Raw genomic sequence first — 15176 nt, forward strand, 5'->3', positions numbered from 1 at the left:
ATTGCGCAATGCGGGCGCACTGGGAGGTCTGAGCAATAACGAGGAGGATGTGGATGCCCGAGAGATCATTTGATCTCGAATGATACGGCCGTCCCGAATCAAATGACCGCTGCCTTCGGCGTGTCCGGCGGTAGAAGACATTGCGCGAGCCCTACGCCGATCGGCTGTATCAAGCCTACTTCTACCGTCCGTCTGAATACCTCCTGCATCTGTCAGATCTGACAGGTATTCAGCTCCAGTCCAACGCGTTCTAATGACTCCTCTACGCGGGCCGCTACTTTGCAACGGCGCTTCTTATGGAAGGTAAGCAAACAAGAACAGCACGATGAACGCCGACTCGACCTCCAATCAACAAGTCGTCTTTCCGCCTGATCGCGGCCTCGGCGTGCTCGCTCTGGTCCCCCCTATCCGGTCAACTTCAAACCACAGGCAGACGGCGCGCTGGGGATCAACATCAACATGGTGTACGGCGACCGGAAAGGGCTGCTCGTCTACATCCTGGCCTACCTGAATATGGCCGTCGGCGACAGCCTCCGAGTGTTCATCGACACCGACAGAGTACCGGTGGCCGAGTTATCGGTCACCGATGCACATTTCGATGACCAAGGGCTGGCGAAAAACATTCCCTTCTACATTTCGGCCCAGAACATGGAAGCCCGTTTTGCGCCACTGAAGAACGAGAACAAGCTGCTCTGGTTCGTGGTTCAGCGCGTGAGCGGCAACCCCGGCGAGTCGTCACCGCGCGCACCGTTGTTTTACAAATATCCGGCGCCGGGCGAGGCCGACACAGATGGTGGCAAGCCATTCAATCAGGGTCTCAAGCTGCCCGTCGCCTCAGAGACCGTGGTCGATCAGTCGGTCATTGCCGAAGGCATGACGGTGACCGTCGCGCAATACTTCAATCAGTCCATCGGGGATGTGGTGGTGCTGGCCTTCGGCTCTCTGACGCTTGAGCAAACTGTCACTGCGCCAGGTGATGTGCTCTTCGCAAGCAGTGCTGTTTCCGGTGCGCACCTATTTGATCAAATCACTGGAACTGATAGCGCCCCAGCTCCTGGACTTGTCCAGTCCGAACGTGGATTTTGACGACATTGTCGATTCAGGGGCCCGCATTCAAGTTCCGGCTTACACCGGAATGGCGGTTGGGCAATCAGTCAAAGTCGAACTGGCCGGGACAGGGGCCAACCACACAACTGACCCACTCGATGTCTTGGCCATCCAACCGTTGATCTTCTCGATCCCTCGATCAGTATTCACTGCGAATGCAGGCCGGTCTGTCGCAATCACTTATCTGGTGTCTGCCAGCGGTCACGCCGCCCCCTGCGCTCGCCGCCACTACCGCTGAACGTTCTTGCGGACTCCTGGCAAGACTCCGTCACTCTTTTCAACGGTAATGCCGGGAACTGGAAGTTTGGATCAGCCTCAAGAACCGCCAGGATTGCCAACGGTTACTACGAAAACCTGACCTATGATGCTGCAGGCAACGCCGGTGTTTTACTGAGCCAGACCTTTCAGTTCAAGGCTGCAAGAACTTACCGATTCGTCTATAACGTGGCGAATGTAAGCCCGCAACCTGACAACGTTGCACCGGTACTCAGCGTCAGTACTTCCAGCGGAATAGCGCTTGTGGGACGCTTTACTGTTCCCAGAAACAGAGTCTACTACGAGCAATCAGCTGACTTCAGAGTACCCGTCAGCGGCCCTTACACGATTTATATTCAAAACCACGAGGATCGTGGCGGCCATGGCGGCGCGCAGGGCGGGAACGACTTCTTTATCAACGCCATTTACGTTCAGCGATATCAATAAAGCCGGCCGCAGAGGTCAGGGAAAACTATTGTCTGGCAGGTATCGCTGACAAGCCGTAAATGATGTGGACGTGGGCAAGTCCGCTCCCATAGAGAGCTGCGTCGGTCACACATTTCTATCACGCCACAGAGTCTGTGGGAGCGCGCTTGTTCGCGAATGCGACCTCCCAGACAAAATATGTCGTCAGGCAGAAAAAACCCGCCACCCCATTGAACCGGCACGGCGGGTTTTGTCGTTTCAGACCTCGATCACACGGTATCCACCTTCAACGAATGATCATTCAGCATCCCGCTGATGATCGTCGCCGTGTCGTGCCCGCTGGCGATCATCCCGCCCGCCCCAGGCGTTACGCCGTAGTGGCTGGCAAGGTTGACGCCGGCGAGGTCGATGGTCTGGTTCGGCGTAGCGCCGGCCATCGCGCTGACGTCGATGCTGGTCACGACTGACGCGCCGGTACCGGTGACGGTGAAGTGCAGGTAGTCGTCCAGCGACGCTGTGGTGCCGTTTTCGCCTTGGAGCAGTTGCGACAGGTCGAGCTTGTCGGTGCCGGGGGTGAAGTCGGTGATGGTGTCGTGGCCGCTGTTGCCCTTGAGCCACTGGAAGGTGTCGGCTCCCGGCCCGCCAGTCATCGTGTTGTTGCCCATGCCGCCGATCAGCAAGTCATCGCCGCCACCGCCGTTGAGGATGTCGTTGCCCAATCCTCCGTTGATCACGTTGTTATTGTTGTCGCCGGTCAGGGTGTCGTTGAAGTTCGAGCCGACGAGGTTTTCGATGCCGGTGAGGGTGTCGGTGCCGGCACCGATGGTGTTTTGCGCACCGAGCAGGCTCAGGTTGACCGTCACCCCCGCTGTGGCGTGGGCGTAGCTGGCGGTGTCGATGCCGGTGCCGCCGTCGAGCAGGTCATTGCCCGGACCGCTGTAGAGCAAGTCGTTGCCGGCGCCGCCGTGCAGTTCGTTGTTGCCACTGCCTGCGGTGAGCACGTCGTTGCCGTCGCCACCGTTGAGGATGTTGTCGCCAGTACCGGCCACCAACACGTCATCCCCCGAGGTCCCGGTGAGAGTGTGGCCGTCCTGATAAGTGATGGTCACGTTGGCCGTGTCGCTGCCGCCATGGTTGTCGTTGGCGGTGTATGTGCCGTGGTAGTCCGGGGTGATGTCGTGCGCCCCGGCGTAGTTGACCGTCATGGTCAGTTGATAATTTTCCGCCGCCGTCGGGTTGCTGCCGCTGGTGTTGGTAATGTTGGTGATGTGGATCTGGTAGGTACCATCGGCGCTGGCGGTGATGGTGCCGCCGTCGGCAATGGCGACGAACGCGCCGCCATTGAGCGAATACTCCATGGTGATGTGCCCGGCCGCCAGGTTGTGATCCAGGTTGAGGGTTTCGCCCTGTTTCAGTTTGACGGTAATCAGGTCTTCATCGTTGGCATTGGCAGTGTTTACCGCGCCGAGATAGCCGCTGACCACAAGCATGGCGGTCATCGCCGCGGTGTTGGCGGCGAACGAATTGCGCACGTCGGCCAGGCTCTGGTTGGCTGCAGTGTTGCCCGTACCATTGAAGGTGATCGCACCTGTGCCGGTGAAGTCCGCACCTTTGGCGGCCCAACCGGTGTTGAAGGTGGTCGGCGAGGCGTTGAGCGTGTCGCCATTTGGATCGGTGTCGTTGGCCAGCAGCAGTTCGCCTGGCACGACGATGTTGCTCGACAGCACGTTGGTGATGACGTGGTCATCCGCTGCCACCGGAGGCGCGTTGGGGATCACTTTCACCGTCAGCGTCGAGCTGGCGAGGTCGCCGTCGTTGTCGCTGAGGGTGAAACCGATGTTCTCGGTGATCACCACCGCCGTGGTTTTCTGCGAGGTGTAGGTGTAGTCGCCGGTGTCGAGGTTGATCACCAGCGTGCCGCTGTTGTTGGTGGCGATGCTCAACGTGTTGTTCACAGTGTTGAAGGTGCCGTGGTTGACGCCTCCGGTCGCGGTCAACGAGCCTTGGCCGCTCAGGGCTTTCGGATCGTAGGTGTAGGTGGTGCCGTCAACGACGATGGATTTGATGAAGCCGCCATCGGCGCCGAACGTACCGCCCTCGCCCAACAGCGAACCGGTGACTGGCGCGCCTTCCACGGTGCCGGACAACACCGAGTTGAGCTGGTTGAGATCGGTGACCACCACCGCATTGGTGTTGGTGTGGCTGATGCCGTCATACGCCAGTGGATCCAGGTTGGCGTTGCTCACGCCGCTGCCGAGGCCGATCGCGTAGTTCTTGATGTTGTTGGCATCAAGGAACGCTTTGAGCGTGGCTTCATCGCTGGTGCCGATGTCCTGGCCATTGGTGGGTTTGCCATCGGAGAAGAAGTACCCGACGTTCTGCGCCCCGGTGAGTTTGCCCGAGGTGTTGAACGCGTTGTACATGGTCGCCACCGCGGCGTCATAGTTGGTGCCGCCACCGGCATTCAGGCCGGCGAGCAAGGCCTTCGCCGTCGCGACGTCGACCCATACCGAGGTGCGGTCGGTGGCGCTGCTGCTGAAGGTCACCAACTGTACTTTCACATCACCGAGATCATCGTATTTGTCGAGCAAGGCGCTGATCGCCTGTTTGGCCAGATCCAGCCGTGACAGGCCCGGCACGCCCGAGGCATCGGCCATACTGCCGGAGATGTCGAGGACGATGAGGATGTTCGAGTCGATCTCCACGGCGGCCACCGAACGATCCGAAGCGACCGCTTTCGGTACGTCGTCGACGATGTTGACGACGATGGTGCTGGTGGTGCTGTTGCCCAGTGCATCAGTGGCTTTGTAGGTGAAACTTTCGCTGAGGGTGTTCGCGCCGTCGTTGGCATTCGGCGTGGTTTTCGGTGCCGAGGTCAGCGTGTAGGTGTAGGTGCCGTCGGCGTTGAGCTGGATCTGCCCGTAAGTGCCGGTGGCGCTGCCGACCAGGGTGTAAGTGATCGCGCCGCTGCCGCCGGTGACTGCGCCGACCAGCGTGCCGGTGGCGGTTTCACCGGTGTTGGTCGGATCGCTGCCGGTGACCGTGCCGGGGGCCAGATCCTGGCCGTCCTTGGTCAGGTCGAGGGCTTTTTCGTAGACCGTCACGTCCTGGTCGACCGAGGCCACCAATTTGCTGTCGGCGACGTTGACGGTGATGGTCGTGGTGCTTTCGTCGCCGTCACCGTCGCGGATGGTGTAGGTGAACGTGTCGGTCGCACCCGGTGGGCTCACCGAGTTCGGATTGCTGTGATAAACGGCGTTGCCCAAAGCATCCAGGGTCAGGTAACCGAAGTTGCCGTTGATGTTGCTGTTGAGTCCGCCGATCGCCGACGTCGCGGTGTTGCTGCCGGCGCGCACGCCCACCACCGCACCGCCCGCCGCTGCGCCATCGGCACCGGTGACGTCGTTGCCGAGCACGCTGATATTGACCGTGCCGCCCTCCGTCACCGAACCAGTGTCGGCTTTGGCGGTAGGCAAATCATCGATGATATTGACGTTGATCTGCCCGGACGCGGTGCTGCCGTCGCCGTCGGTGGCGACAACGTTGAAGTTCTCAGTGAGGCTGTTGGCACCGTTACCGGTCGGATGCGCTTCGTTATCGACCAGGGTGTAGCTGTAGCTAACGACGCCAGTGCTGGCGTTATAACCGGTGATGGTCAGCGTGCTGCCCAGCGGCGTGGTAACCGATTGCGGGAAGCCTGCGGCGACACCGTTGGTGACGACGGCAATGCCGCCCACGGTCAGGGTTTGCAAGCCATCGAGTGCGGTGACGGTGAAGGTGCCGCTTTGGGTCAGCGCCGTCGGGTTGGGGCTAGTGCCGTCGCTGAGGTTTTTCTCGTAGACGGTGAGTTCACCACCATTGACGTCGAGGCCGTTGAGGATCACCGGGTCGTCGTTGTTGTGGATGTTCAGCACCAGATTGGCAGTGCTGGTATCGCCGTCCGAATCGGTGATGGTGTAGGTGAAAGTTTCGGTGCCGTTGCCATTGCCGTGCAGGTTTTTGAAATCGGTATCGTTGGTGTTCAGCGTGTAGGTGTAAGTGCCGTTGGCATTCAGCACCAAGGTGCCGTAGGTGCCGGTGAAGGTCCCAGCGGTGACCGGGCCAGTCGGTACTCGGTCGGCGCCTTGTACGTCGTTGGTCAGGACATTGCCGGTGAGGATCAGATTGGTTTCCGAGGCGGTGCCGACGTTGCTGTCGTTCACGGCTTTTGGCAGGTCGTCGATGATGTTCACATCGAGCGTCGCGTTGGCGGTGGTGCCGTTGTCGTCGACCACGGTGACGGCGAACTGCTCAGGCAAGTTGTTCGCGCCGTTGGCGGATGGATGCGCTTCGTTGTCGACCAGGGTGTAGCTGTAGCTGACAACGCCAGTTGTGGCGTTGAACCCGGTGATGGTCAACGTGCTGCCCAGCGGAGTGGTAACCGATTGCGGGAAGCCTGCGGCCACGCCGTTGGTAACGACGGCAATGCCACCGACGGTCAGCGTGGTGACACCGTCCAATGCGGTGATGGTGAACGTGCCGTTTTGGGTCAACGCAGCGGAATCGGGTGCACTGCCGTCGCTGAGGTTTTTCTCGTAAACCGTCAGCTCACCACCGTTCACATCGAGACCGCTGATGACCACTGGATCGTCGTTGTTGTGGATCTGCAGGACGAGGTTCGCAGTGCTGGTGTCGCCATCGGAGTCAGTGATGGTGTAGGCGAAGGTTTCGGTGCCGTTGCCACCGCCGTGCAGGTTTTTGAAGTCGGCGTCGCTGGTGTTGAGGGTGTAGGTATAAGTGCCGTTGGCATTCAGCACCAAGGTGCCGTAGGTGCCGGTGAAGGTCCCGGCAGTGACGGGGCCGCTGGGAACGCGGTCGGCGCCTTGCACATCGTTGGTCAGGACGTTACCGGTGAGGATCAGATTGGTTTCCGATGCGGTGCCGGTGTTGCTGTCGTTCACCGCTTTTGGCAGGTCGTCGATGATGTTCACATCGAGAGTCGCGTTGGCGGTGGTGCCGTTGTCATCGACCACGGTGACGGCGAACTGCTCAGGCAGGTTGTTCGCGCCGTTGGCGGTTGGATGCGCTTCGTTGTCGACCAGGGTGTAGCTGTAGCTGACAACCCCGGTAGTAGCGTTGAAACCGGTGATGGTCAGTGTGCTGCCCAGCGGTGTGGTGACCGATTGCGGGAACCCGGCAGCCACGCCATTGGTGACGACGGCGATGCCACCGATGGTCAGCGTGGTGACACCGTCCAATGCGGTAATGGTGAACGTGCCGTTTTGGGTCAACGCAGCGGAGTCCGGGGCACTGCCATCGCTGAGGTTTTTCTCGTAAACCGTCAGCTCACCACCGTTCACATCGAGGCCGCTGATGACCACTGGATCGTCGTTGTTGTGGATCTGCAAGACGAGGTTCGCAGTGCTGGTATCGCCATCGGAATCGGTGATGGTGTAGGCGAAGGTTTCGGTGCCGTTGCCACCACCGTGCAGGTTTTTGAAGTCGGCGTCGTTGGTGTTGAGGGTGTAGGTGTAAGTGCCGTTGGCATTCAACACCAAAGTGCCGTAGGTGCCGGTAAAGGTCCCTGCGGTGACCGGGCCAGTCGGTACGCGGTCGGCGCCTTGTACGTCATTGGTCAGGACGTTGCCGGTGAGGATCAGATTGGTTTCCGAGGCGGTGCTGACGTTACTGTCATTCACCGCTTTTGGCAGGTCGTCGATGATGTTCACATCGAGAGTCGCGTTGGCCGTTGTGCCGTTGTCATCGACCACGGTGACGGCGAACTGCTCAGGCAGGTTATTCGCGCCATTGGCGGTTGGATGCGCTTCGTTGTCGACCAGGGTGTAGCTGTAGCTGACGACACCGGTTGTGGCGTTGAACCCAGTGATGGTCAACGTGCTGCCCAGCGGTGTGGTGACCGATTGCGGGAACCCGGCAGCCACGCCATTGGTGACGACGGCGATGCCACCGACGGTTAACGTTGTCACGCCATCGAGTGCTGTAATGGTGAAGGTGCCGTTTTGGGTCAACGCAGCGGAATCCGGCGCACTGCCGTCGCTGAGGTTTTTTTCGTAAACCGTCAGCTCACCACCGTTCACATCGAGGCCGCTGATGACCACCGGATCGTCGTTGTTGTGGATCTGCAAGACGAGGTTCGCCGTGCTGGTGTCGCCATCGGAGTCAGTGATCGTGTAGGCAAACGTCTCGGTGCCATTGCCGCCGCCGTGCAGGTTTTTGAAGTCGGCGTCGTTGGTGTTCAGCGTGTAGGTGTAAGTGCCATTGGCGTTGAGCACCAATGTGCCGTAGGTGCCGGTGAAGGTGCCTGCGGTGACGGGGCCAGTCGGCACGCGGTCGGCGCCTTGCACATCGTTGGTCAGGACGTTGCCGGTGAGGATCAGATTGGTTTCTGATGCGGTGCCGGTGTTGCTGTCACTCACGGCTTTTGGCAGGTCGTCGATGATGTTCACATCGAGGGTCGCGTTAGCGGTTGTGCCGTTGTCATCGACCACGGTAACGGCGAACTGCTCAGGCAGGTTGTTCGCACCGTTGGCGGTTGGATGCGCTTCGTTGTCGACCAGCGTGTAGCTGTAGCTGACGACACCGGTTGTGGCGTTGAACCCAGTGATGGTCAACGTGCTGCCCAGCGGTGTGGTGACCGATTGCGGGAACCCGGCAGCCACGCCATTGGTGACGACGGCGATGCCACCGACGGTTAACGTTGTCACGCCATCGAGTGCTGTAATGGTGAAGGTGCCGTTTTGGGTCAACGCAGCGGAATCCGGCGCACTGCCGTCGCTGAGGTTTTTTTCGTAAACCGTCAGCTCACCACCGTTCACATCGAGGCCGCTGATGACCACCGGATCGTCGTTGTTGTGGATCTGCAAGACGAGGTTCGCCGTGCTGGTGTCGCCATCGGAGTCAGTGATGGTGTAGGTGAAGGTCTCGGTCCCATTACCACCACCGTGCAAATTTTTGAAATCAGCGTCGGTCGGATTCAGCGTATAGGTGTACGTGCCATTGGCATTCAGCACCAAAGTCCCGTAGGTCCCGGTAAACGTACCCGCAGTCACCGGGCCGGTCGCTACACGGTCTGCGCCCTGCACATCGTTGGTCAGAACGTTGCCGGTCAACGTCAGATTGGTTTCCGACGCCGTGCCCGCATTCGAGTCATCCACGGCTTTTGGCAGGTCATCGACAATGTTCACGTCCAGCGAGGCATTGGCAGTGGTGCCGTTGTCATCGACCACCGTCACCGCGAACTGTTCGTTGAGCGTGTTGGCGCCATTGGCTGTCGGGTGCGCGTCGTTGTGATCCAGGGTGTAGCTGTAACTGACAACACCGGTCGCAGCGTTGAAACCGGTAATGGTCAGTGTGCTGCCCAGCGGCGTGGTGACCGATTGCGGGAACCCGGCAGCCACGCCATTGGTGACGACGGCGATACCACCAATGGTCAGCGTTGTGACGCCATCGAGTGCCGTGATGGTGAACGTGCCGTTTTGCGTCAACGCCGCAGAATCCGGTGCACTGCCGTCGCTGAGGTTTTTCTCGTAAACCGTCAGCTCGCCACCCTCGACGTTCAAGCCGTTGATGATCACTGGGTCATCGTTGTTGTGGATCTGCAAGACGAGGTTTGCGGTGCTTTTGTCACCATCCGAATCGGTGATGGTGTAGGTGAAGTTCTCTGTGCCGTTGCCGCCGCCGTGGAGGTTTTTGAAGTCGGCGTCGTTGGTGTTCAGCGTGTAGGTGTAAGTGCCGTTGGCGTTGAGTACCAGCGTGCCGTAAGTGCCGGTAAAAGTGCCAGCGGTGACGGGGCCGGTCGGTACGCGGTCGGCGCCTTGCACGTCATTGGTCAGCACGTTGCCGGTCAGCGTCAGCGAGGTTTCCGAAGCCGTCGAAGCGTTGCTGTCATCCACTGCTCTGGGCACGTCATCGGTGATATTGACGTCGAGCGTGCCAGTCGCGGTGTCGCCATTGCTGTCGCCGGCAATCACCGTGAACTGTTCGCTGAGGTTGTTCGCGCCATCACCGGCAGCGTGGGCCTCATTGCCGTTGAGGGTGTAGCTGTAAGTGACCACGCCGGTGGCCGGGTTGTACCCGGTGATGGTCAGGGTGTTGCCCAATTGTGTGGTGATCGACTGCGGAAAACCGACCGCCACCCCTGCATTGATCAGGTTGATGCCGCCAACACTGAGGCTGCTCAAACCGTCCGGCGCCGTCACCGTGAAGCTGCCGCTCTGCGTCAGCGCACCGGGATTGGCAGCCGAGCCGTCAGGCAGATTGGCTTCATTGAGAGTCAACTCACCGCCAGGCACGGCCAGGCCGCTGAGGGTCACGATGTTGTTGATCGGTGGCGGCACGATGGGCGCCGGGGTGCCGTTGTCGACGACAACGTTGTGCCGCTCTTCGGGAAACTCGGGAATACCGCCGAACCCGGCAGTCGGGAAGCCAATGATCGGGTCTACCCGCCCGCCGACTTCCGTCAGCAAGACAAAACTGTGACCGCCGCCCAATTCTCCAGGCGCGCCGCCCGGTGCGTTGGGGCCGGCGGCGGTGGCTTCAGCGGTTTTGGTCGGGTCGTCACCGGCGGCAATGGCTTTCTGGATCTGCTCGACGTCGGTCAGTTGCGCTTCGCTCGGCGTCACCGCCTCCGGCGCATTCACATGCGCGGCCTGATCGGCGAGCAATTGGCCGGTCATGGTCAGGCTGCTGTCGCGGCCCAGGGTCAGTTCCTGGCCATTTTGCAGATGAACGGCAACGGCGCCTTCCGCCCCGGTGATCAGTTGATCGCCGGCAAACAGGCGGTCGCCCTCAACCAGAGCACGACGGGTGCCGTCGGTTGCCTGGGCGAAAACCTGGCCAATGACTTTAATGACTGTACCGATGAGCGTTGCCATGTGAAATCCTCCGCTGCCGACCACCGTCGGCACTGGTAAGCGAAGCAGCCCATGGCTCAATCGGGTTGTCGGGGCGACGCTCGCACCCTCGACAGTTCGTTTCGCAGGTCGCGCCCGATGAGGAAATTTCAGTGCTATCAAGCACTTCCGAGCCCTGATCAAGACCGCTTGCCTGCTAACGCTACGTAACGGCGGTGAATCACCCGAGTGACAAAAAACTGTCGCTCATTTGCCGCTACGCGTCCCTCCCCTTCAGCAGTACTTCGCCGTATGTCGCAAAGTGAGTGGAACTTTCCTCAAGCCTTTTTGCGCTCCCTAAAGCACCTAAAACAAAGGCTTTCGTGCTGAACAATGTGCCGGTTTTTACAAAGCGCATAAGTTTTTTTCGGCATAAGCCTTATGAAAATTTTTTCTTAGCTACGCTTCAGGATGTTCTTAGCTCTGTTGTTACAAGAGTGAAACGCTTACAGCTAAAAATATCGTCAAATATTTGGCGACAGTAACACACCATCAGGACTCAGGGAGATGCACCCATGCGCGTTCTAACCCCCCTCTGCAGCGCGGTTTTGCTGGCCATGGCTTGCACTTCTCAAGCCCAGGCCATGAACCTCACCGAGGCGATCCAAAGCACCATCGCCACCCACCCGGAACTCGCCTCGCGCGTGGACGCCCGCCTTTCAGCTGATGAACAAGTCAAAGTGGCCAAGGGCGGGTTCTATCCGTCCGTCGACTTGAACGCCGCTTACGGTCGCGGCTACAGCGATAACACCAACACTCGCGCGTTTGGCAATCACGACACGCGCATTCTCAATTACACCCAGTCCGAGCTGCGTCTGCGGCAAATGCTCTTCGACGGTTTCAACACCGCCAACGAGGTCGAGCGCACCAAGGGCGTGTCCAACTCGCGCGCTTACTACGCACAAGGCACTGCTCAGGATCTGGCGCTGCGCACCATTGAGGTCTACCTCGAAGTGCTCAAGCGCCGCGAACTGGTGACACTGGCCCGGAACAATTTGCAGGCGCACTTGCGGGTCAACGATCAGATCGGCCTGCGCACCGAGCGCGGCATTGGCAGCACCGCCGACTCCGATCAATCGGTCGCCCGTAAAGCGCTGGCGCAAAACAACCTCGACACTGCCGAAGTCGACCTGGCGGATGCCGAGTCGAATTTCTACAGCGTGGTCGGGCGCATGCCCGACGAGTTGGAAGCGCCACCGTCGACCCGTGGGGAATTGCCCACGAGCCTGCCTGAAGCCCAGCAGAGCATGGTCGAGAACAACCCGTATCTGAAATCGGCGCAGGCTGACGTGCAATCGGCCGAGAGCCAGTACGAAGTTGCCAAGTCGCCGTTTTATCCACGCTTCGACGCTGAAGCAGCGGTGGGCGCGAACAACAACGTGCAGGGCGACGAAGGCCACGACAACGAATGGCGTGTCGGCGTGATCATGAACTACAACCTGTTCCGTGGCGGCAGCGACAAGGCCCGACTGGCCTCCGACGCGCACCAGATCAATCAGGCGATGGACATCCGCAACAACGCCCTGCGTCAGCTCAACGAAAACATTCACCTGGCCTGGAACGCGATGGTCAATGCCAAGAAGCAAACCCCGACCGCCCGCGAATACGCCGAAACCACCAAACGCGTACGCGCCGCGTATCAGGATCAGTTCGGCCTCGGCCAACGTACCCTGCTCGACTTGCTCGACAGCGAAAACGAGCTCTACAACGCCAACCGCCGCTACACCGAAATTCGCTACACCGAGGAATACTCGATGTACCGCGTGCTGGCGAACATGGGTCAGTTGTTGAGCAAACAACGGGTGGTATTGCCAGCGGATGCGATCGCCGCGACCGAGGTGAAAAACGAAGCACGCCTGCCGGAACTGAAGTAAGCGAAAACCTTGTGGCGAGGGAGTTTGCTCCCGCTTGAGTGCGCAGCACTCAAGCTCTCGACACCGTTGGTTTCATGGGGCTGCTGCGCAGCCCATCGGGGATACATCCCCTCGCCACAGGTAATTGGGCAGCCATCAAGAGGGACGATCAATATGACCAGCATGGAACCCGGCCACTCCGGGGTCGATCCGCGGCTGAGCTTCGATGATCCGTTACTCGACGGTCTGTTGATCCTCTGCAAACTCCATGGCGCGACAGTCAGTCGTGCCAGCCTGAGTGCCGGGCTGCCGTTGAACAAACAACGCCTGAGCCTCGACCTGCTGCCCCGCGCCGCCGCCAGGGCCGGTTTGCAGGCGCGGATTTTGCGCCGCGAACTGAAAAACATCTCGCCACTCAACCTGCCGATCCTGTTATTGCTCAACGACGGTCGCACCGCCGTGTTGCGGCGTTTTGGCGATGACGGCAAAGCGCTGATCCTGCCCAGTGAAGCCGATGGCGGCGAGCAGTGGGTCAGCCGCGACGAACTCAGCGAACACTACAGCGGCCAGGCGCTGTTCGCTCGGCCCCGGCATGAACTCGAAGACCTCCGTTCGCCGCTGGTACCCCGCGTGCATGCCTGGTTTCGCGACACCTTGAAGCTATCGAAATGGCTCTACAGCGACGCGATACTCGCCAGTTTCCTGATCAACCTGTTGGGCCTGATGGTGCCGCTGTTCGTCATGCAGACTTACGACCGCGTGGTGCCGAATCAAGCCACGTCGACCCTGTGGGTGCTGTCGATCGGCCTGCTCATCGGCACCGGTTTCGAACTGGTGCTGCGGGTGGTGCGCGCGCACTTGCTCGACACCGCCGGGAAGAAAACCGATGTGATTCTTTCTGCGACGTTGTTTGAACGCATCACTGGCATGTCGATGAAGGCACGGCCGGCGACCATCGGCGGTTTCGCGCAGAGCATTCATGACTTCCAGGGCCTGCGTGAGTTTCTGACAGCGGTGACGTTGACCAGCCTGATCGACTTGCCTTTTGTTGTACTGATGCTGGTGGTGATCGGTTTGCTCGGCGGCTGGCTGGTGGTCATTCCGTTGCTGGCGTTTCCGATCACCATCATCTTCGCGCTGGCGATTCAAGTGCGTCTGCGCGACACCGTACAGAAGAGCCTGAGCCTGGGCGCCGAACGTCAGGCGGTGCTGATCGAAACCCTCGGCGGGCTGGAAACCCTCAAGGCCTGCAGCGCCGAAAGCGAGCGTCAGCACAAATGGGAAAGTACCCACGGCGCCCTCACCCGCCTCGACAGCCACGCGCGCAATCTGTCGGCGCTGGCGACCAATGGCACACTGTTCATTCAGCAGTTTTCCGGGATGGCGACGATTGTTGCCGGGGTTTACAGCATCATCGCCGGCAACCTCAGTGTCGGCGCACTGGTCGCCAGTTACATGCTCGGCAGCCGTGTACTCGCGCCGCTGGGGCAGATCGCCGGGCTGATCACCCGTTACCAGCAAGCGCAACTGACCATGAAAAGCACCGATGCGCTGATGTCGCTGCCGCAAGAGCGCGACGGCAAACAGCGACCGCTGGAACGCACACAACTGCAAGGCGCTCTGGACGTGAGCGGCGTGACTTTTCACTACAACGGCCAGAATGCGCCGGCCCTGAGCAATGTCAGTTTCAGCCTCAAACCGGGTGAGCGGGTCGGCATCATTGGCCGCAGTGGTTCGGGCAAAAGCACCCTGGCGCGACTGGTGATGGGCTTCTACGAACCCGAAGAAGGCCAGTTGCTGCTCGATGGTCTTGACCTGCGGCAACTGGATGTCGCCGACCTGCGCCAGCAGATCGGATACGTCGCCCACGACCTGCCGCTGCTGGCCGGCAGCCTGCGCGACAACCTGACCCTCGGTGCGCGCTACATCAGCGATTCACGCATGCTCGAAGTGGCGGAGCTGACCGGTGTCACCGAGTTGGCCCGCCAGCATCCGCAAGGTTTCGACCGGCCAGTGGGCGAACGTGGACAACTGCTCTCCGGGGGGCAACGCCAAGCGGTGTTGCTGGCGCGCTCGCTGCTACTCGACCCGCCGATCATGTTGCTCGACGAACCGACCAGCGCCATGGACAACAGCAGCGAAGACCAACTGCGGCAGAAACTGCATGACTGGGTACAAGGCAAAACCCTGCTGCTGGTCACCCACCGCACCTCGATGCTGAGCCTGGTGGATCGGCTGTTGGTGCTGGACAACGGTCGTGTCGTCGCCGACGGCCCGAAAGACGCGGTCATCGATGCACTGCGCAAGGGCCGCGTCGGCTCGGCGGCGGTGTAGATGCGTACACATGATCATGGCTTTCACCAACCCAATGGTTTGCATAGAACCTGTGCCTGCACAGAACCTGTGGCCTGCACAGAACCTGTGGCGAGGGGATTTATCCCCGTTTGGGTGCGCAGCGCCCATAAGATTTTTGGGGCTGCTGCGCAACCCAACGGGGATAAATCCCCTCGCCACGGGGAAACTCTCTGGCCACAGAGAAGTTTTCTGGTCACTGGGAAATTCTCTGGCCCACAGGGAAGCTTTCTGCTCACTGGGAAGCGTATGGGTCACTGGTTTGTCATGCAGTTTGATTTTTCTTAATTGA

4 protein-coding genes are annotated in these 15176 nt (G+C 60.0%); 3 read left to right on the forward strand and 1 reads right to left on the reverse strand.

The window, feature by feature from the left end; genetic code table 11:
- The first annotated feature begins 459 nt into the window (after positions 1 to 459).
- Positions 460 to 1086, forward strand: coding sequence for a hypothetical protein (locus JFT91_RS27900; RefSeq protein WP_201234475.1), 627 nt, complete (start codon positions 460 to 462; stop codon positions 1084 to 1086).
- Between the two features lie 971 nt (positions 1087 to 2057).
- Here the strand turns inward: JFT91_RS27900 and JFT91_RS27905 are convergent.
- Positions 2058 to 10661 carry a retention module-containing protein gene (locus JFT91_RS27905; RefSeq protein ID WP_201234476.1) on the reverse strand — a complete coding sequence of 2868 codons (8604 nt, stop codon included), beginning with the start codon at positions 10659 to 10661 and terminating at the stop codon, positions 2058 to 2060.
- A 533-nt stretch (positions 10662 to 11194) separates the two neighbouring features.
- On the opposite strand from JFT91_RS27905, the gene JFT91_RS27910 reads away from it, so the two are divergent.
- Together JFT91_RS27910 and JFT91_RS27915 are read left to right on the forward strand one after the other, a co-directional pair.
- Entirely contained in the window at positions 11195 to 12553 is a 1359-nt protein-coding gene (locus JFT91_RS27910; protein ID WP_201201628.1) for a TolC family outer membrane protein, read from the forward strand.
- A 153-nt stretch (positions 12554 to 12706) separates the two neighbouring features.
- Entirely contained in the window at positions 12707 to 14866 is a 2160-nt protein-coding gene (locus JFT91_RS27915; RefSeq protein ID WP_201234477.1) for a type I secretion system permease/ATPase, read from the forward strand.
- Positions 14867 to 15176 lie beyond the last annotated feature (310 nt).

The sequence above is a fragment of the Pseudomonas sp. TH08 genome, assembly GCF_016651275.1.
Taxonomy (GTDB): domain Bacteria; phylum Pseudomonadota; class Gammaproteobacteria; order Pseudomonadales; family Pseudomonadaceae; genus Aquipseudomonas.

What these genes read in the sequence shown, in the direction of transcription:
- JFT91_RS27900 (WP_201234475.1), top strand. Translation starts at nt 460, where the DNA reads ATGGTGTACGGCGACCGGAAAGGGCTGCTCGTCTACATCCTGGCCTAC.
- JFT91_RS27905 (WP_201234476.1), bottom strand. Translation starts at nt 10,661, where the DNA reads ATGGCAACGCTCATCGGTACAGTCATTAAAGTCATTGGCCAGGTTTTC.
- JFT91_RS27910 (WP_201201628.1), top strand. Translation starts at nt 11,195, where the DNA reads ATGCGCGTTCTAACCCCCCTCTGCAGCGCGGTTTTGCTGGCCATGGCT.
- JFT91_RS27915 (WP_201234477.1), top strand. Translation starts at nt 12,707, where the DNA reads ATGACCAGCATGGAACCCGGCCACTCCGGGGTCGATCCGCGGCTGAGC.